Origin of the sequence: Bradyrhizobium sp. HKCCYLRH1030, from assembly GCF_051168395.1 — a bacterium.
Lineage (GTDB): Bacteria > Pseudomonadota > Alphaproteobacteria > Rhizobiales > Xanthobacteraceae > Bradyrhizobium.
This window is the reverse complement of record NZ_JBNPUY010000005.1, coordinates 68124-86215: the sequence shown is the minus strand read 5'-3', so window position 1 is coordinate 86215 and position 18092 is coordinate 68124. Positions and strand designations below refer to the sequence as shown.

Below are 18092 nucleotides of genomic sequence, written 5' to 3'. Positions count from 1 at the left end.
AACCGTCAAACGGCCATGCTAAGGGGCAGCCGCCGCTTCCAGCGGGCGCCCAAGCCACTTTGGAACTCGAATCGACATGACCGGACCCGCTCCGACCGGACCCGCCGCGTGGGCGGACACGCTGCTGCAATCCTTCGCCCAGGCCGGCTATGAGCGGGCCGAGCCGGCGATCCTGCAGCCGGCCGAGCCGTTCCTCGACCTCTCCGGGGAGGACATCCGCAAGAGCCTCTATCTGACCAGCGACGCCGCTGGCGAAGAGCTGTGCCTGCGCCCCGACCTGACCATTCCCGTCGCCCGTGACTACCTCGGCTCGGCCCGCGCCGGGCAGCCGGCCGGCTTCAGCTACCTTGGTCCAGTATTTCGCTACCGCGAGGGCCGCCCGAGCGAGTTCCTGCAGGCCGGGATCGAATCGTTCGGCCGCCAGGACCGGCCCGCTGCCGATGCCGAGATGCTGGCGCTGGCGATCGAGGCGACCGCCGCCGCCGGCCTTGCCGCGGTGGATATCCGCACCGGCGACGTCGCGCTGTTCACGGCCTTGATCGACGCCCTCGATCTCTATCCGGTCTGGCGGCGGCGGCTGATCAAGGACTTCAACCGCAAGCGCACCCTGGCGCAGGACCTCGAGCGGCTGGCGATCGCCTCGGTGGCGCCGCGCAACGAGTATGAGGGCGTGCTCGCCGCTCTGGCCGGCTCCGACCGCAAGGCGGCGCTCGCTTTGGTCACCGACCTGATGTCGATTGCCGGCGCAACCGCCGTCGGCGGCCGCACGGTGGCGGAGATCGCCGACCGCTTCCTCGAGCAGTCCACCCTCAAGAGCGGGGCGCTGCCGCGTGACGCGCTGGACCGCATCAAGCGCTTCCTGGCCATCAGCGGCAGCCCGACCGAAGCCGTCCAGCAGCTTCGCGCCCTCGCCGCCGATGCCAAGCTCGACATCTCGGCCGCGATCGACGCGCTGGAGGCCCGCGCCCGCTTCATGGCCCAGCGCGGCATCGACATCGCCAAGGTGCGCTTCGCCACGTCGTTCGGCCGCGGCCTCGACTACTACACCGGTTTCGAGTTCGAGCTGCATCATCCTGACAATGGCGACGAGCCGCTGGTCGCCGGCGGCCGTTATGACGGCCTGCTGAGCCAGCTCGGCGCCGCCGAGTCGATTCCGGCCGTCGGCTTCTCGATCTGGATCGAGCGCCTGGCCCAGAGCAGCGCCGCGGGCAAGTCCCCGGTCGGGAGAGCATCATGAGCGGCCCCCTCGTCCTCGCCGTTCCCTCCAAGGGACGTCTGCAGGAGAATGCCGAAGCCTTCTTCGGCCGCGCCGGGCTGAACCTGTCCAAGCCCGGCGGCGCGCGCGACTATCGCGGCACCATCGCAGGTCTCGACAATGTCGAGATCGCCTATCTCTCTGCGAGTGAGATCGCCTCGCAACTGGCGCGCGGCAGCGTGCATCTCGGCGTCACCGGCGAGGATCTCGTGCGCGAGAGCATCACCGATGCCGACAAGCGCGTGCTGCTGATCGACACGCTCGGCTTCGGCGGCGCCAACGTGGTCGTCGCGGTGCCGCAGGCCTGGATCGACGTCCGGACCATGGCCGATCTCGACGACGTCACCACCGGTTTTCGTGCCCAGCACAATCGCCGGATGCGCGTCGCCACCAAGTACATCAACCTGACGCGCAGCTTCTTCGCCGCCCACGGTATCGTCGATTACCGCATCGTCGAGAGCGCCGGCGCCACCGAGGGCGCGCCCGCGGTCGGCACCGCCGAGCTGATCGTCGACATCACCAGCACCGGCTCGACGCTCGCCGCCAACGGGCTGAAGGTGCTGGACGACGGCGTGATCCTGCGCAGCCAGGCCAACCTGGTCGCCTCGCGCGACGCCGACTGGTCGGAGGGTCCGCGCGAGAGCGCCCGGATCATTCTCGACCACATCCATGCCCGCGCCCGCGCCAGCAAATACCGCGAGGTCCGCACCCGCTTCAAAGGGTGCGACGCAGCAATGCTGACCGAGGCGCATAACCGTTTCGGCGTCGTGGCGCCGTTCGGCGGCCCGACCTCGTCCGGCATGCTCACCCTGCACTGCCCGCCGGCGCAGATCTACGCGCTCGGCAGCTTTCTGCGCGCGCATGGTGCCGAGACCGTCTCGGTCGCCTCGCTCGACTACGTGCTCGACCGCGAGAATCCGCTGTTTGCCCGCCTCGAGGCCTTCCTGCGATCATAAATCGCCGTTCATCGTAGCGACAGGTGAGCGCGACTACCATATGTTGGTAGGAGAACGAGGACTCTGAGCGATGCTGGGAACTGACGTGTCCGACCTGACCACGACCGCGGCCGACGCCGCGTCGCAGGGACTGTCGATCGTTATCCCCGTCTATAACGAGGGCGCGGGACTGACGGCGCTGCACGAGCGGCTGAATAATCTCGCACGCACCCTGCGTCAGCGCTTCGGTCTCGCCTGTGAGCTCGTTTATGTCGACGATGGCAGCCGCGACAACACGCTCGCGATTGCCCGCACCCTGCAGGCCGATGCGCTCGATGTGCAGGTCGTGTCGCTGTCGCGCAATTTCGGCAAGGAGGCCGCGCTGATGGCCGGCCTCGATCATGCCCGGCGCGGCGCGGTGCTGTTCATGGACGGCGACGGCCAGCATCCGCCGGCCCTGGTCGAGCAACTCGTCACGCACTGGATCAAGGACGGCTACGACGTCGTCTATACCGCCAAGGCGCATCGCGACAACGAGCCGTTCCTGCGCCGGGTCGCCGTTCACGGCTTCTACGCGCTCATCAACTGGGGGGCGCGGCAGAAGATTCCGGAGGATGCCGGCGACTTCCGCCTGCTCTCGCCGCGCGCGGTGGCCGCGCTACGGCAGCTGCCCGAGCGCAACCGCTTCTTCAAGGGCCTGGCGAGCTGGATCGGCTTCCGTCAGATCCGCGTCGACTATGAGCCAGCGGCCCGCGCCCATGGCGTCACAACCTTCAACCTGACCGGCCTGCTAGGCCTGTCGATCGAAGGTCTCACCTCGTTCTCGGTCGCGCCCTTGCGCTTCGCCAGTCTGCTCGGAATCCTGCTGGCCTCGGCCGCGTTCCTGTTCGGCCTCTCGATCCTCTGGGAGACCTTCACAACCGGCAAATCGGTGCCTGGCTATCCCTCGCTGATGGTCGGCCTGATGACGATCGGCGGCGTGCAGCTGATCATGATCGGCATCATGGGCGAGTATATCGGCAAGATCCTGTCCGAGCTGAAAGCGCGTCCGATCTACTTCGTCGCCGAGCACAGCGAGAAGCGTGCAGCGCTCGATGCGCGGAGCGACGGCGCCGAGAGGAACGCCGCCGAATGAACGCGACGCCGCACCGGCGCATCTGGCTGTGCGCCGATGACTATGGCATCAGCCCCGGGGTCAACAGCGCCATCCGCGACCTGATCGCGCGCGGTCGGCTGAACGCCACCTCGGTGATGACCGTGGGCGCCGCGATCGGGCGCGACGAGGTGACGGAGCTGACCAAGGTCGCGTCCGACAGCCCGCGCTGCGCCATCGGCCTGCATGTCACGCTGACCGCGCCGTTCCGGCCCCTCACCATGCACTTCCGCCCGTCGGAGGGCGGCATGTTCCTGCCCTTTCCCAAGCTGCTGCGCGCCGGATTGTCCCGCCGGCTCGATCCCGAGCTGATCCGCGCCGAGGTGCTGGTGCAGCTTGCGGCGTTCGGCGAGCTGTTCGGCCGCGCCCCGGATTTCGTCGACGGCCATCAGCATGCCCAGCTCTATCCGCAGGTGCGCGAGGGCTTCCTCGCCGCGGTCAAGGAAGCCGCGCCGGCGGCCTGGGTGCGTCAGGGGGGGCGGAACGTGCCGCTGATGCAGCGGCTGACGGCACCGAAGGCGCTGCTGCTGGACGTCCTGAGCGCCCAATTCCGCCGTCATGCCAAGCGGGCCGAGATCGCCTTCAATCCTGCCTTCGCCGGCGCCTACGACTTCAGCAAGACCTCGGATTTCGCCACGTTGATGGACGGCTTCCTGGACGAGCTGCCCGAGGACGGGCTGGTGATGTGCCACCCCGGCTTCGTCGACGACGTCCTGATCGAGCTCGATCCTTTGACCGTCCAGCGCGAGCACGAGCACGCCTATCTCGCCGGCGAGCATTTTCCAGCGCTGCTCGACCGCCGGCGGATGACGCTGGCCTGAACGGATCTTGCGGGTCTGCGACGAACAAAAGGCCGCCCGGCTGCGTTCCTCCTGTAGTGCGGGCAACATCGAGGTCCAAAACGCTGCGCAAGCCCGAGAGACGCTGTGTCGCATACGGAAATTTAATCCGCGCCCCGGCTGGCCGGGCCACAAAGTCCCCCTAAATCTTGCCCGCGCTTGGCCGGAACAAGGCAAGCGGCAGGAGAACGACATGACACCGCAAGAACGCCAACTCATCGACGATCTGTTCGACCGGCTTGCCAAGTTGGAGAGTGCACCGCGTGATCCGGAGGCCGCCGCCGCCATCGCCCAGGCGCTGCAGCGGGCTCCCAATGCCGTCTACGCGCTGGTGCAGACGGTGCTGGTGCAGGACGAAGCCTTGAAGCGCGCCAATGCCCGCATCGAGGAGCTGCAGCACGCCCAGGCCCCGCAGCAGGCCCAGTCCGGCGGCTTCCTCGATTCGATGCGCGACAGCATCTTCGGCTCGGGCAGCCGCGGTTCGGTCCCCAACGTGCCGCCGCCGTCGCAGAGCCGACCGGTCTGGAACAGCGGTCAGGCGATGCCCCCGGGCTACCAGGGCCAGCCCGGCTATCCCGGTCAGCCCGGCCCTTACGATCAGGGCGGCTTCGGCCAGCCGCGTGGCGGCATGTTCGGCGGTGGAGGCGGCTCGTTCCTCGGAACGGCGGCGGCCGCTGCGGCGGGCATGGTCGGCGGCTCGCTGCTGCTCGGCGGCATCCGCTCGATGATGGGCGGCGGGTCGCATCAGGCGTTCGGTGACACCACGATCATCGAGGAGCGCGGCGGTGGTGCCGGCCCGTGGAGCGGCGACCAGTCCAGCGGCTCGCTGGCGCGCGACGCCGGTCTCGACGACATCGGCCGTTCGGGCGGCGACGGTGGCCGTGCCGGCCTGTTCGACCAGGCGAACTATGACGACAGCGGCAATGACAACGACGCGGCCGACTTCGACGCCGATGACGGCTATGGCGACGACGACGGTGGCAGCGACTACGCTTGATGCTCCCAGGTCGCAGCGAACTGAAGAATGCGAAAGGCCGCCCCCACGGGCGGCCTTTTTCAGTTGCGGATGTCGTGCAGCGGCGGTCGTCAGAGCACGATGACCCGAGCACCGACGTTCACGCGGCCATAGAGGTCGATGACATCCTCGTTGCGCATCCGGATACAGCCTGACGAAACGTTGGTGCCGATCGTCCATGGCTCGTTCGAACCGTGGATCCGATACAGCGACGAGCCGAGATACATCGCGCGTGCGCCGAGCGGGTTCTGCGGTCCGCCCTCCATGTGCCGCGGCAGGTCGGGCCGGCGCGCGAGCATTTCCTGCGGCGGCGTCCAGTCCGGCCATTCGCGTTTGGCCGAGATCGTCTTCACGCCCGACCAGGTGAAGCCGGGGCGGCCGACGCCGATGCCGTAGCGGAGCGCCCTGCCCTCGCCCTGAACCAGATAGAGGAACTTGTTCGGCGTATCGATGACGATCGTGCCCGGCCGTTCTTTGCCGTCGTAGTCAACGATCTGTTTCTCGTATTTCGGATCGAGCGGCCGCTGCGTCTGCTCATAGGCCTCCTCATCCGGTACTCCCTGCTGCGGGACCATGCCCGGCGCCAGCCGCTGCGGCTCGTAGTAGGACGGCTGCTGCTGGTACATCGGCTGTCCCGGCGGAGGCGCGCCGCGGCCGCCTTGCGGATCCCCGAACAGGAATTCGATGAAGCCGCCACCCATGCGCGAGCGTTCGACATAGGCGGTGCGCACCGGCGCGGACTGCTGCGGCGGCCCGTTGTAAATCACGGTCGGCTGCTGAAATCCCTGGGCCGCAGCCCGATCCAGACCTGAATGGAATGCGCATGCGCCGGCCAGCAGCGCTGTGGAGAATGATTTGAACATCGACGTACTCTGTACTGTTTCGTCTGGAGACTGTTCGTCGCGCGAGGCGGCAACGCCGCCGCGTATCGTCAATAAAGAGCAAAACCCGATCGCTTTGGTAAACGCGGGAGGCGCCGGGATTCACCATCGCTGCATACGTCGGCGGTTTTGATCGCTAGCGTTTATTTTGCGTGAAGGCCGGCGGAGCATGGTTAATAGTTGACGCACGATGCACGCCAGCGTTGCTCAACGGCGGTTCCTGGCGTGAACGCGATGTTAAATAGCCTCTGCGTAGAACTGATCCGAGCAAAAGGTCAGGGATACTATCATGGCTGTTCGCAAGCGTTTCCGTATCGAAGAAGCAATCGTCGGCCATATGCCGGAGCCTGAATTCGTGGGCGGCGAGATCGGCCCCAACCACAAGGAAATCATGGACGAGCTGCGCGCGATCCGCTCCCAGATGGCCAATGCGATCCGCAGCGGCGGCAGCAACACGGCGAACGCCGCCATCGAAGAGTCCGCCGCACGCGAGGTCGCCGAAGCGCGCGCGCTGCTCGAGACCTATCGCGCCCAGATCGAGCAGTGCGAAAAGCTCAAGGTCGAGCTCGACCTGATCCACGACGCGATCAACCGCACCAAGGGCGAGATCGCGACCCTCCATGCCAAGAGCTTCAACGGCGAGGAGATGGCCAAGGTCAACGGCGAGCTCGGCGCGGTCGTCGGCGGCACCGAGCAAGCGACGCAGCAGATCCTGGAAGCCGCGGAGGCGATCGACCAGGCCGCCAGCGCGCTGTCCAAGGTGGACTCGGCCGACCAGCAGAAGATCCTGAGCGAAGAGATCCAGGAGCGCGTGGTCTCGATCTTCGAGGCCTGCAACTTCCAGGACCTGACCGGTCAGCGCATCAACAAGGTCATGACCACGATGAAGTTCATCGAGCACCACATCGTGGTGATGATGGACATCTGGGGCGGCGTCGACGCCATCAAGGCGCATACGCCGCCGATCGTCGACCACCGCGAGGGCGACGCCCGGCTGCTGAACGGCCCGAAGGCGGAAGGCGACGTCGGCCACGCTTCGCAGGACGACATCGACGCGATGTTCAACTGACCTCGGCCAGTCCCAGCGACCGCTCCAGGCAACGTCACCATACAGGAACGCCGGCGCTATCGCCGGCGTTTTTCGTTCGACTCTCGACCTTTGCGGGATGTTCGCCCGGATCTCAGGCGCGCGGTCCGCAGCGGACGTAGACCATCGTCTGGTAACGGGTCGCCGCATCCTTGTCGACGAAGCGGGTGATCAGCACACGGCCGTCGAAGGAGACGACCTCGCGGTCCTGCTCGCCGCCGGGCGGTCCGGCCGGGCCGATGTAGTTCTTGCCGCTGGCCGATCCCTTCAAGCGCAGTTCCTGGGGAGTCGCCTGGTCGGCCAGGTGCATCACGACACCACCGGACGTGCCTGCCCCGATGACGTAGGGCTGTTTGCACTGCGCCAAAGCCATCTTTTCGGTGCGCGGGCGGTCATTCGGGTTGTTGTAGGCGGCAAGCCCCCATTTGCCCACGAGATCCTCGGCGCGAATCGTGGCCGGCACCTCGGGCTCGACCGGCGCCTCGGTCTGCTGCATGGGGGTCGACGGCGACAGGCTGAAGCCCGTGCACGCTCCCAGAAGCATCGTGAGCGCTGACGCGATCGCGAGATTGGCAACCGGCCGCGCGCACCGTGAACTCGTCATGGCATCCCCTTAGGAACAAGATCATGGCTGCCCCGTCCGGCAACCAAGCGCAAAACGCTCGTCAGAGCAATGACGTCGGATGACGACGCCGCTCCACTAACATGTCTGGCCCGGGACAACATCCCCTAACAGCCTCAAGAACGGCTTAACGGCTGGCCGTTGCTTGACAGGAACAGCCGCAAGCCATATTTCCCCGAGCGGTCTTTAGCACTCGGAGGGCGGGATTGCTAAGGCTGCGAGCCAGTTGGCGCCAAGTGGGCGTTCAATGTGGCCGCATTCAGATTTCCTCCGACAGCAACACTTATCCAAGCACCCCAAAAGGGATCCGTCATGGCCAAATCGAAGTTTCGTCCCCTGCACGACCGCGTCGTGGTTAAGCGCATCGACGCCGAAGAGAAGACCAAGGGCGGCATCATCATTCCCGACAGCGCCAAGGAAAAGCCCTCGCAGGGCGAAGTCGTCGCCGTCGGCCCGGGCGGCCGCGACGAGAGCGGCAAGCTGATCCCGATCGACGTCAAGGTCGGCGACCGCGTGCTGTTCGGCAAGTGGTCCGGCACCGAGGTCAAGCTGGACGGCGAGGAACTCCTGATCATGAAGGAGTCCGACATCATGGGCGTCGTCGCCTGATCCCGACCTGTCGGGGGCGGCGATCAGCCGCCCCGGGCGAAAATGCTCTGCAACCTCGTTCCGGCGACAGACGGGCGATCACGCCCCTCGCCGTCGAGGTCTACTCCAGGAGAATTCTGAAATGGCAGCCAAGGACGTCAAATTCGCCGGCGACGCACGCGACCGCATGCTGCGCGGCGTCGACATTCTCGCCAACGCCGTCAAGGTGACGCTCGGCCCGAAGGGCCGCAATGTCGTCATCGAGAAGAGCTTCGGCGCTCCGCGCATCACCAAGGACGGCGTCACCGTCGCCAAGGAGATCGAGCTGGAGGACAAGTTCGAGAACATGGGCGCGCAGATGCTGCGCGAGGTCGCCTCCAAGACCAACGACACCGCCGGTGACGGCACCACCACCGCGACCGTGCTGGCCCAGGCCATCGTGCGCGAGGGCGCCAAGGCGGTTGCCGCCGGCATGAACCCGATGGACCTCAAGCGCGGCATCGACATCGCGGTGGCCGCCGTGATCAAGGACATCGAGAAGCGCGCCAAGCCGGTCGCCTCGTCCTCCGAGGTCGCCCAGGTCGGCACCATCTCCGCCAACGGCGACGCCGCGATCGGCAAGATGATCGCCCAGGCGATGCAGAAGGTCGGCAACGAGGGCGTCATCACGGTCGAGGAGAACAAGTCGCTCGATACCGAGGTCGACATCGTCGAAGGCATGAAGTTCGACCGGGGCTATCTCTCGCCCTACTTCGTCACCAATGCCGAGAAGATGACCGCCGAGCTGGACGACGTCTACGTGCTCCTGCACGAGAAGAAGCTGTCGGGCCTGCAGGCCATGCTGCCGGTGCTCGAAGCCGTGGTGCAGTCGGGCCGCCCGCTGCTGATCATCGCCGAGGACGTCGAGGGCGAAGCGCTGGCGACGCTGGTCGTCAACCGCCTGCGCGGCGGCCTCAAGGTCGCCGCCGTCAAGGCGCCGGGCTTCGGTGATCGCCGCAAGGCCATGCTCGAGGACATCGCGATCCTGACCGGCGGTCAGCTGATCTCGGAAGATCTCGGCATGAAGCTCGAGAACGTCACGATCAAGATGCTCGGCCGCGCCAAGAAGGTCGTGATTGACAAGGAGAACACCACGATCGTCAACGGCGCCGGCAAGAAGGCCGACATCGAGTCGCGCGTCGGCCAGATCAAGGCGCAGATCGAGGAGACCACCTCGGACTACGACCGTGAGAAGCTGCAGGAGCGTCTGGCCAAGCTCGCGGGCGGCGTCGCGGTGATCCGCGTCGGCGGCGCGACCGAGATCGAGGTCAAGGAGAAGAAGGACCGCGTCGAGGACGCCCTCAACGCGACCCGCGCTGCGGTGCAGGAAGGCATCGTCCCCGGCGGCGGCGTGGCGCTGCTGCGCGCCAAGAAGGCGGTCGGCCGCATCACCAACGCCAATTCGGACGTCCAGGCCGGCATCAACATCGTGCTGAAGGCGCTCGAGGCTCCGATTCGCCAGATCTCCGAGAACGCCGGCGTCGAAGGCTCGATCGTGGTCGGCAAGATCCTGGACGAGAAGTCCGAGACCTTCGGCTTCGACGCGCAGACCGAGGATTATGTCGATATGGTCGCCAAGGGCATCATCGACCCGGCCAAGGTGGTCCGCACCGCGCTGCAGGACGCCTCGTCGGTCGCAGGCCTCCTGGTCACCACCGAGGCCATGGTCGCCGAGCTGCCGAAGGATGCTGCTCCGGCGATGCCGGCCGGCGGCGGCATGGGTGGCATGGGCGGCATGGGCTTCTGAGCCCTGCTTTCGACATCTCACATTCAGGAAGGCCGCCTCCGGGCGGCCTTCTTTTTGGCCGAGTGTCCGCACCGGGGGTGCAGCGACCGCAAATCGGCGCTACAGCTTAAGGCCGATTCTGCCCCCACAAGGATTTTCAGATGCGCGCGATTTTGCTTGCGCTGGCCGTGATTGCAGCGGCCGCGCCGGAACTCGGTTGGGCCCAGAGCAAGAGCGGGACCAAGGCCCCCGCCAACGAGACTCGGTATTTCACCGCGATCGACGGCCTGATGGACGGCAATGCCGACGTGATCCTGAAGGAGACGCGCCAGGGCAAGACCGTCACCGCCGCCACGCTCGACGTCTGCTATCCCGTCGCAAAGAATTCGGATCGCAAGGACCGCTTCGTGGTCAGCCTCACGGTCAACGGCCAGACCTTGACCGGCGCGACCCAGAGCAACGGCGCCAAGGAGCCGGTCACGGTGAAGCTCAATCGCAAGCCGACCGGCGACACGTTCGAGTTCCGCGGCCAGATCACGATCGGCAAGAGCGTCACCGAGGTGGCGTCGACCGACAATTCCGACGTCAGCGAGAAGGAGTTCCAGGAGAGCCAGTCGAGCGACGACGGCATCAGCGCCCAGCCGAAGGACTTCACCGACGTCTCGCCCGAGGCGGTCTCGGTCCGGCTCAAGCTCGACGCGATGACCGACTTCCTCAAGAGCTTGAAGGGCGAGAACGTCGAAGTCTCGCTGTCGAGCCTGATCGTGAGCTGCGATGCCTTGCGCGCGGGCGAGCAGACCATCAGCATGACGGTCGACCCTGACCGCGCCGGCGCGCTGATCGCGAAAGCGCGGAGCATGAACGGCGTCGTGACGGCCGGCTGGACCGCAGGCACCATCGAGATGGACCGCACCATCCGCTTTGCGGCGGCCGACTGGCGCGACGGTGACAAGATCAACCGCGACAAGCTGGCGGGCGCCATCTCCGACGTCCTGGCCAGGACCTACAATGCCAAGCCGACGAGCGCGGCGTGGAATCCGGTCAGCGGCAAGCTGAAATTGACGTTGAAGCGGCCGAGCCAGCTGATGCCGGCCCTGGAGCTCACCGACGTCATCGAGGTCACCGGCCTCGTCTCGGCGGACAAGCCGGGCGGCGCCGACGCGCTGATGCTCTGGATCAGCAGCCCGACGACGACCACCATCGATGAGGCCTCGAGCGCCAAGCTGATCCTGTCGGACGAATCCTCGGGCGACGAGGAAGGCGACACGCGGGATGATGGCGGCGCCATCGACGAGCTGGCGAAGGCCTTCAAGGCCAAGCGCTGGGATGCGGACAACTCGGTCTGGAAGTAAGGCGAGCCATGACGGCATGGCGCCGCGATCTCAGATGCCACCCTCCCCTGGAGGGGGAGGGTCGATCGCGCGCGAAGCGGGCGAGCGGGGTAGGGTGACGCCGCGGGCACCGGGGCACGTGGAGAGATCACCCCACCCCGCCTCCCATTCGCTGCGCTCATGAGAGGCGACCCTCCCCCTCCAGGGGAGGGTGAAAGACGGGGCTCCACTTGGATCAGTGTGGCTGGGAATTTAGAAACGACCGTCCCGACTCAATTCGTGTTCAGCCGGAAGCGCAGCGTCTTCGGTCCGATGAAGATGATCAGGTCGCCCTGACGCTTCCAGTTCGTCACCGCGCTCAGCGCCGCGATCAGTTCGTCGTCGGCCTGCGCGCGCGCCGCCGGGCAGTTGCGGTCCTCGATCTTGCCGGCGATGAACACGATGGTGTTGCCGGCGACCGAGAACTGCCCCTTGCCGCCCTTGCACCACAGCTCGAGCACAGCATCACCGTTGTCGCCGATGTCGAGATCCGGCACCCGCTTCGAGCCCGGCTGCGGCAGCGCATCCAGCGTCATCTCCATGCCGAAGGGAAATTCCTCCGCCGAGGCGGCGGCAAGGGGCACGGCCGACATCAACAGGGCCGCAGCCAGTTTGGCGCAAGCTCGCTTCACTACTCGCATCGTTCCTCTCGACACATCATCACGTGCAGGGCTCGCCTCTTAAGCGATCGGCCCGGCGACCGCCAGCACGGCTCCCGCACAAATGTGTTCCAAACATAGCAAGCCCCGCGCCGCAGCTACGGCGCGGGGCTTTTGTCGCTGCCGGTGTTGCTACTTCAGCACCATCGCCGTGAACGGATAGACATAGGCCTGCAAGGTGACGAACAGGCCGACCAGACAGGCCAGCACGATCGAATGCAGGAAGACGTAGCGCAGGATCGAGCTCTCGTGGCCGTACCAGTTGGTGGCGGTCGAGGCGACGACGATCGACTGCGCATCGATCATCTTGCCCATGACACCGCCGGAGGAGTTGGCGGCCGCCATCAGGACAGGGGACAGGCCGAGCTGCTCGGAGGTGATCTTCTGCAGGTTTCCGAACAGCACGTTCGAGGCCGTATCCGATCCCGTCAGCGCCACGCCCAACCAGCCGAGCAAGGTGCCGAAGAACGGATAGAGCACGCCTGTCGCAGCGAAGGCCAAGCCGAGCGTGGCATCGACGCCGGACAGCCGGGTCAGCGTGCCGATCGCGAGCATCGCCGAGATCGTGATCAGCGAGATCGCGCAGAGACGGATGGTGCGGCCGTATTCCGCGATCAGTCTGCCCGGTCCGACACCCATCAGGAAGCCGGAGATGATCGCGGCGATCAGCATGCCGGTGCCGGTGAAGGTCAGGTAGGTGAACGAGAACACCGCGCCTTCCGGCGTCGGCTTCGCAGCCACCGGCGGCATCTTGTTGATCAGCTTGTCGAGCTCGGGCACCGGATAGTTCCAGGTGAAGATCGAGTTCGCCCAGGCCTTGAAGGCGCCGTTGCCCCAGATCAGCATGATGACGCAGACGATGATCCAGGGCAGCAGCGCGCCCCAGAGCTCGGCTTGCGTCAGCGGCGTGCGGTCCAGCGGCTTCGCCGCCGTCATCGTGGCGGCCGATTCGTCACGCCCGCGCAACGCTGGCGACAGCCACAGCTGCCTTGGCTGCCAGACCTTGAGGAACAGGATCAGCGCGCCCATCGAGATCAGCGAGGCGCCGATGTCGACGATCCACGGATTGATGTAGTTCGAGATCAGGAATTGCGGCACCGCGAAGGAGACGCCGGTGACCAGGATCGCCGGCCAGATGTCCTTCATGCCCTTCCAGCCCGCGAACGCCCAGATCACCCAGAACGGCACGATCAGCGAGAACACCGGCAGCTGCCGGCCGACCATCGCGCCGAGGATGTAAGGGTCGAGACCGGTGACCGAGGCGAGGCCCTGGATCGGCGTGCCCAGCGCGCCATAGGCGACCGGGGCGGTGTTGGCGATCAGCGACAGGCCGGAGGCCGCGAGCGGCGAGAAGCCGAGACCGATCAGCACGGCACCGGTGATCGCCACCGGGGTGCCGAAGCCGGACGCGCCTTCGAAGAACGCGCCGAAGGAGAAGGCGACCAGCAACAGTTGCAGCCGCCGGTCCTCCGTGACGCCGCCGATGGCGCGCTTCAGAAGCTCGAACCGTCCGGTGGAGACCGTGACCTGGTAGAGGAAGATGACGTTCAGGACGATCCAGCCGATCGGAAAGAACCCGGTGATGACGCCCAGAAACGTCGCGCGCAGCGACATGTTGGCCGGCATCGTAAAGACGAAGATCGTGATCAGGTTGGTCAGGATCACGGCGATGATCGCCGCGATGTGTGCCTTGACCTTGCCGCTGGCGATCAGCACCAGCAGCGTCACCACCGGGACGGCGGCGGCCAGCGTCGACAGCGCCGGGCTCCCCAGCGGGTCGTAGATTTGATTCCACATCGTGACTTCTCCCCCCACGTTCTTGTTGTTGGACCTGAGGCCGGCGGGACGGATCAGGTCTGCTCGCCCAGGCCCCCAAGCCTGGCACAGGTCGGAAAAGCAGATCACAAAACCGGCAACGCCCAACTCTGCTCAAATTCTCGCGAAATCTGGCGGCGGTCGCAGTCCCTCTCCCCTGCCCCATGCTACGGTTTGTCACACGCGACCGACAAGCCGGCGGCCACCCGCCAGATTACGACTTTAGTCTAGGCAGGCGGCGACACCAGCGATTTTCTCGTTTTTCGTCAGCCCGTTAAGACATTTTCTCAGGAGCAGCCCCTCTGTGAACAATCTGCGCTCGACCGTCGCCACCGTCTGGCGGATCGCCATTCCCTACTTCCGCTCCGAGGACAAGGTCGCCGGGCGCGTCCTGCTCGCCGCCGTCATTGCGATCGAACTGTCGCTCGTTGCGATCCAGGTGCTGGTGAACCAGTGGCAGAACAGGTTCTTCAACGCGCTGCAGCAGTATGATTGGAACAGCTTCATCTGGGAAATCGGCGTGTTCGCCGTATTGGCGACCATCTTCATCATCCTGGCCGTCTACCAGCTCTATCTCAATCAATGGCTGCAGATCCGCTGGCGGCGGTGGATGACCGACGTCTACCTGCGCCGCTGGCTGGACAACGCCACGCACTATCGCATGCAGCTCAAGGGCGACATCGCCGACAACCCGGACCAGCGCATTGCCGACGACGTGCAGCTGTTCGTCGACAAGACGCTGAACATCACCATCGGCCTGCTCAGCTCGATCGTCTCGCTCGCATCGTTCATGGTGGTGCTCTGGGGGCTGTCGACCGATGCCCCGCTGCAGCTGTTCGGCACCGACATCGCGATCCCCGGCTACCTGGTCTGGATCGCGCTGATCTATGCGATCTTCGGGACCATCCTGACGCATTGGATCGGTTCGCCGCTGGTCAATCTCAACTTCGAGCAGCAGCGCTACGAGGCCGACTTCCGCTTCAACCTGGTGCGGGTGCGCGAAAGCTCCGAGCAGATCGCGCTGCTGCGCGGCGAAGGCGCCGAGCAAGGTCAGCTCGGAACCCGCTTCGGCCGGGTCGTGCAGAACTGGTACCAGATCATGAGCCGGACCAAGCGGCTGACGGCCTTCACGGCGGGCTATTCGCAGGCGGCCGTGATCTTTCCCTATGTGCTCGTTGCGCCTGCCTACTTCGCCAAGTCGATCCAGATGGGCGGCATCATGCAGACGGCGTCCGCGTTCTCGACGGTGCAGGGCGCGCTGTCGTTCTTCGTGACGACTTACCGGACGCTTGCCGACTGGCGCTCGACCGTCGCCCGCCTCGACGGCTTCGACATGTCCATCGAGAGCGCGCACAAGCTCTCGGGCGAGCCGCAGACGATCGATGTCGTCGACCATGCCGGCGACAGCATCGATCTCGCCCAGCTGCTGCTGAAGCTGCCCAATGGCCTGCCGCTGGTCGCGGCCGACGGGTTCAGCATCGGCAACAACGAGCGCACGCTGCTGACCGGGCCCTCCGGCGCCGGCAAGTCGACGCTGTTCCGCGCCATCGCCGGCGTCTGGCCGTTCGGCAGCGGCGCCATCAGCGTGCCCTCGCATGCCAAGCTGATGATGCTGCCGCAGCGGCCCTACTTCCCGATCGGCGCGCTCAAGGCGGCGATCGTCTATCCCGCGGCGGCGGACGCTTTCAGCGTCGAGCAGGTCAGGGAGGCGCTGGTGGCCGTCGGTCTGCCGCAACTGGCGGACCGCCTGGACGAGGACTCGCACTGGAACCGGATGCTGTCGCTCGGCGAGCAGCAGCGGCTCGGAATTGCCCGCGCGCTGCTGCACGCGCCCCAATATCTCTTCCTCGACGAGGCCACGGCCTCGCTCGACGAGCCGAGCGAAGCCAGGATCTATCGGGTCATCGCCGAACGGCTGCCGCAGACCACCGTCGTCTCGATCGGCCACCGCTCGACCCTACACGAGTTTCACGATCGGAAGGTCGAGCTGATTCGGGATGGCGACCGGTTCTCGCTGCGGCCGGCCGGACAGGCGGCCGACGCGACCGCGGATGGAGGCAGCTGACGCGAGCGCCGCTGCGCCAGCAAAGCAGAAGGGCGGCAGATTGCTCTGCCGCCCTTCGTGATGAGTTCGATCCGCCTTGCGGTGATTACTTCAGGTTGGTCATCGCCGTCAGGTCGACCGAGAGCTTGGCGATGCCGGTGGCGCCGCACCACTTCGAGCCCAGGCCACCCGGGTTGATCGGGGTGACGTTGGTGGTGCCGCTGGCGGTGAAGTCGCCGGTGAAGGCGTTGCAATTGCCCTTCGACAGGTTGGTGTCGGAGTAGCGCAGATCCAGCGTGAACACCTTGTAGGTGAAGCCGACGCCGAGGTTCCAGGTGTTGTAGTCGGCGTACTTGATACCGTTCGGGAAGGCCGCGGTGCCGTAGAAGCTGTCGGTGGTGCCGAACCACTGGCGGCCGAACTCACCCGACACATACATGCCGACGCCGCTGGAGCCGAAGGTGGTGCTGGGCGCGGTCCACTTGCCGGTGACCGAGGTATAGTTGCCCCAGGCGCCGGAGTTCAGGAAGCTCGGGGTGTAGAATTCGGTGACGCCGAACGTCCAGTTGTCGTTCACCGTGTAGTTCATCTTGCCATAGACTTCGAAGAAGCTGACGTCCTTCTTCATGGTGTTGAAGTTCGTCAAGGTGTTGGCCTGACACTCGGCGCTCAGGGCGCGGCCGGCGAAGTCCGTCGTGGCGCCACCGCCGTAGTAGCAGGTGCCGCCCGGATACAGATAGCCCCAGACGCCGATGTCGAACGCGAAGGCGCCGAAGGTCGGGCGGACACCGCCGTAGATGTCGATCTCGGCAGCAGCGCGGTTCGGGAAGGAGATGCTCTCGCCGGCGACGCCGACGTAGAACTGCAGGTCCTTGTTGACGTTGAAGCGCGGCTCGAAATAGGCGGCCACCGACGGCTTGTGGTTCGACTGGGTGACGCCACGGAAGACGTAGTCGTTCATGATCGCCGCGCCGAACGCGATATCCCAGGGATCGAACGCGACCGGAGGCGGAGCCTTATAGGCCTTGACCGCCATGTCCGCCGCCGAAGCCGATCCCGAAACCATTGCCAGCGCCGTTGCCAGCAAAGCCCACTTCTTCATGACGATCCCCATTACCTATTTCGAAAAGCCTGCCCCACCTTGGCCCCCCAGGGCGCAAACAAGACCGGCTGCGTCATCCAGACGCAATTTGTGCCAGGGTCTCGCCGCACGTGAAGCAAAAAAGCGCGGCATCTGCCGCCTTTTTGGGCGTTTTGACAATTCTACGGCAGGTAGTCAGCGCGTGTTGCATTTGAACAACAAATCTCCGTGTCCGAACGCACGCCAGGACGCACATTCGGTTGTGCCGACGCGCTGGAATCGTGGTGTCCCAAGCAAAACGACACGGCGTAGCGAGGTCGGATTCGCCCGGCCGTAGATCTGCGGGGGGCGACGGCTCCGACGAACAGATCCATCGGCAATTAGGAGCCGACGCAGACGCCAGAAGCCAGAAGCCAGACGACAGGCGCCGGCAACAAACGAGAAGGCCGCAGCGTTGCCGCCGCGGCCTCCCGATGTGAATTCGTCTGGTGGTGAGAACGATCCGGACCGGAAAGATCAGTTTCCGGGGGCGGTCCCCTCGCCGTCTTCGTGCTCCTCGGGTGCCGCGCTCGGCATCGCCCAGCTGGTCTCGGCAGCCGATTCGGTCTCGTTCACCGCCGGGGTCTCGACCAGCGGAGCCATCTTGGGAGCCCGCTTCTTGGCGGCCTTCTTCTTCGGCGCGGCAGGAGCCTTTGCGGCCGACGTCTTGGCCTTCTTGGCGGGAGCCTTCTTCGCAGCAGCCTTCTTGGCAGGCGCCTTGGCCGCCTTCTTCGCCGCGGCCTTCACGGTCTTCTTCGCCTTCTTGGCGGGCGCCTTGGCAGCCTTCTTGGCGGCCTTTTTCGCGGACTTCGGTGCAGACTTCTTTGCAGCCTTCTTGGCGGACTTCTTCGTCGCCTTCTTCGCTGACTTGGCCTGCGCCATCAGCTTCTTCTTTTCTTTCTTGTCCTTCTTCGCCTTCTTGTCCTTCGCCATCAGAAACCCTC

General features: G+C 65.7%; 16 protein-coding genes. 10 read left to right on the top strand and 6 right to left on the bottom strand.

Features of this window, described 5'->3' with window-relative positions; all coding sequences use genetic code 11:
* Positions 1-76 precede the first annotated feature (76 nt).
* The 5 genes from ACQR1E_RS16175 to ACQR1E_RS16155 all read left to right on the top strand — a co-directional run bounded on the left by ACQR1E_RS16175 (position 77) and on the right by ACQR1E_RS16155 (position 5179).
* Positions 77-1237, top strand: coding sequence for an ATP phosphoribosyltransferase regulatory subunit (locus ACQR1E_RS16175; protein ID WP_434897286.1), 1161 nt, complete (start codon positions 77-79; stop codon positions 1235-1237).
* Positions 1234-2211: an ATP phosphoribosyltransferase gene (hisG, locus tag ACQR1E_RS16170; protein WP_316184194.1), complete on the top strand. Its 978-nt coding sequence runs from the start codon at positions 1234-1236 to the stop codon at positions 2209-2211. Before ACQR1E_RS16175 ends, hisG begins: the two co-directional genes overlap by 4 nt.
* A 70-nt stretch (positions 2212-2281) precedes the next feature.
* Positions 2282-3325: a glycosyltransferase family 2 protein gene (locus ACQR1E_RS16165; protein WP_315716673.1), complete on the top strand. Its 1044-nt coding sequence runs from the start codon at positions 2282-2284 to the stop codon at positions 3323-3325.
* The gene (locus tag ACQR1E_RS16160; protein WP_434897285.1) at positions 3322-4164 is read left to right on the top strand and encodes a ChbG/HpnK family deacetylase; all 843 of its coding nucleotides are present in this window, start codon (positions 3322-3324) and stop codon (positions 4162-4164) included. Before ACQR1E_RS16165 ends, ACQR1E_RS16160 begins: the two co-directional genes overlap by 4 nt.
* A 211-nt stretch (positions 4165-4375) precedes the next feature.
* The gene (locus ACQR1E_RS16155) at positions 4376-5179 is read left to right on the top strand and encodes a DUF2076 domain-containing protein (protein ID WP_315716671.1); all 804 of its coding nucleotides are present in this window, start codon (positions 4376-4378) and stop codon (positions 5177-5179) included.
* Between the two features lie 89 nt (positions 5180-5268).
* On the opposite strand, the gene ACQR1E_RS16150 is transcribed toward ACQR1E_RS16155, so the two are convergent.
* Complete coding sequence (locus ACQR1E_RS16150; protein WP_434897284.1) at positions 5269-6060, bottom strand: L,D-transpeptidase family protein; 792 nt, start codon at positions 6058-6060, stop codon at positions 5269-5271.
* Between the two features lie 307 nt (positions 6061-6367).
* Here ACQR1E_RS16150 and ACQR1E_RS16145 point away from each other — a divergent pair, with 307 nt between their 5' ends.
* On the top strand, positions 6368-7147 hold the full coding sequence (locus ACQR1E_RS16145; protein ID WP_315716668.1) for a protein phosphatase CheZ: 780 nt from the start codon (positions 6368-6370) through the stop codon (positions 7145-7147).
* Positions 7148-7259: 112 nt separating this feature from the next.
* Here the strand turns inward: ACQR1E_RS16145 and ACQR1E_RS16140 are convergent, their stop codons facing one another.
* Entirely contained in the window at positions 7260-7769 is a 510-nt protein-coding gene (locus ACQR1E_RS16140; protein WP_315716667.1) for a hypothetical protein, read from the bottom strand.
* A gap of 330 nt (positions 7770-8099) precedes the next feature.
* Between ACQR1E_RS16140 and groES the strand changes: the two genes are divergently transcribed.
* The 3 genes from groES to ACQR1E_RS16125 all read left to right on the top strand — a co-directional run bounded on the left by groES (position 8100) and on the right by ACQR1E_RS16125 (position 11492).
* Entirely contained in the window at positions 8100-8396 is a 297-nt protein-coding gene (gene groES / locus ACQR1E_RS16135) for a co-chaperone GroES (protein WP_008961387.1), read from the top strand.
* 121 nt (positions 8397-8517) lie between these two features.
* The gene (groL, locus tag ACQR1E_RS16130) at positions 8518-10161 is read left to right on the top strand and encodes a chaperonin GroEL (RefSeq protein ID WP_315716666.1); all 1644 of its coding nucleotides are present in this window, start codon (positions 8518-8520) and stop codon (positions 10159-10161) included.
* 140 nt (positions 10162-10301) lie between these two features.
* Complete coding sequence (locus tag ACQR1E_RS16125; protein WP_315753414.1) at positions 10302-11492, top strand: hypothetical protein; 1191 nt, start codon at positions 10302-10304, stop codon at positions 11490-11492.
* 251 nt (positions 11493-11743) lie between these two features.
* Here the strand turns inward: ACQR1E_RS16125 and ACQR1E_RS16120 are convergent, their stop codons facing one another.
* Entirely contained in the window at positions 11744-12151 is a 408-nt protein-coding gene (locus tag ACQR1E_RS16120) for an META domain-containing protein (RefSeq protein WP_409977975.1), read from the bottom strand.
* 150 nt (positions 12152-12301) lie between these two features.
* Positions 12302-13966 (bottom strand): L-lactate permease, encoded by a 1665-nt coding sequence (locus tag ACQR1E_RS16115; RefSeq protein ID WP_315716663.1) that lies wholly within the window; start codon positions 13964-13966, stop codon positions 12302-12304.
* A gap of 322 nt (positions 13967-14288) precedes the next feature.
* Here ACQR1E_RS16115 and ACQR1E_RS16110 point away from each other — a divergent pair, with 322 nt between their 5' ends.
* Entirely contained in the window at positions 14289-16049 is a 1761-nt protein-coding gene (locus ACQR1E_RS16110; protein ID WP_434897283.1) for an ABC transporter ATP-binding protein/permease, read from the top strand.
* An 85-nt stretch (positions 16050-16134) separates the two neighbouring features.
* Here ACQR1E_RS16110 and ACQR1E_RS16105 read toward each other — a convergent pair whose 3' ends face one another.
* A complete protein-coding gene (locus ACQR1E_RS16105; RefSeq protein WP_315810766.1) occupies positions 16135-17130 on the bottom strand; it encodes a TorF family putative porin in 996 nt (331 codons plus the stop codon).
* Positions 17131-17625: 495 nt separating this feature from the next.
* The gene (locus ACQR1E_RS16100) at positions 17626-18081 is read right to left on the bottom strand and encodes a hypothetical protein (protein ID WP_434843218.1); all 456 of its coding nucleotides are present in this window, start codon (positions 18079-18081) and stop codon (positions 17626-17628) included.
* Between the last annotated feature and the right edge of the window lie 11 nt (positions 18082-18092).

Excerpts from the sequence above, each read along its gene's own strand:
- ACQR1E_RS16100 (WP_434843218.1), bottom strand. The coding sequence starts at position 18,081 with ATGGCGAAGGACAAGAAGGCGAAGAAGGACAAGAAAGAAAAGAAGAAG.
- ACQR1E_RS16125 (WP_315753414.1), top strand. The coding sequence starts at position 10,302 with ATGCGCGCGATTTTGCTTGCGCTGGCCGTGATTGCAGCGGCCGCGCCG.
- ACQR1E_RS16115 (WP_315716663.1), bottom strand. The coding sequence starts at position 13,966 with ATGTGGAATCAAATCTACGACCCGCTGGGGAGCCCGGCGCTGTCGACG.
- ACQR1E_RS16105 (WP_315810766.1), bottom strand. The coding sequence starts at position 17,130 with ATGAAGAAGTGGGCTTTGCTGGCAACGGCGCTGGCAATGGTTTCGGGA.
- groES (WP_008961387.1), top strand. The coding sequence starts at position 8,100 with ATGGCCAAATCGAAGTTTCGTCCCCTGCACGACCGCGTCGTGGTTAAG.
- ACQR1E_RS16140 (WP_315716667.1), bottom strand. The coding sequence starts at position 7,769 with ATGACGAGTTCACGGTGCGCGCGGCCGGTTGCCAATCTCGCGATCGCG.
- ACQR1E_RS16175 (WP_434897286.1), top strand. The coding sequence starts at position 77 with ATGACCGGACCCGCTCCGACCGGACCCGCCGCGTGGGCGGACACGCTG.
- hisG (WP_316184194.1), top strand. The coding sequence starts at position 1,234 with ATGAGCGGCCCCCTCGTCCTCGCCGTTCCCTCCAAGGGACGTCTGCAG.
- groL (WP_315716666.1), top strand. The coding sequence starts at position 8,518 with ATGGCAGCCAAGGACGTCAAATTCGCCGGCGACGCACGCGACCGCATG.
- ACQR1E_RS16165 (WP_315716673.1), top strand. The coding sequence starts at position 2,282 with ATGCTGGGAACTGACGTGTCCGACCTGACCACGACCGCGGCCGACGCC.
- ACQR1E_RS16150 (WP_434897284.1), bottom strand. The coding sequence starts at position 6,060 with ATGTTCAAATCATTCTCCACAGCGCTGCTGGCCGGCGCATGCGCATTC.
- ACQR1E_RS16160 (WP_434897285.1), top strand. The coding sequence starts at position 3,322 with ATGAACGCGACGCCGCACCGGCGCATCTGGCTGTGCGCCGATGACTAT.
- ACQR1E_RS16155 (WP_315716671.1), top strand. The coding sequence starts at position 4,376 with ATGACACCGCAAGAACGCCAACTCATCGACGATCTGTTCGACCGGCTT.
- ACQR1E_RS16145 (WP_315716668.1), top strand. The coding sequence starts at position 6,368 with ATGGCTGTTCGCAAGCGTTTCCGTATCGAAGAAGCAATCGTCGGCCAT.
- ACQR1E_RS16120 (WP_409977975.1), bottom strand. The coding sequence starts at position 12,151 with ATGCGAGTAGTGAAGCGAGCTTGCGCCAAACTGGCTGCGGCCCTGTTG.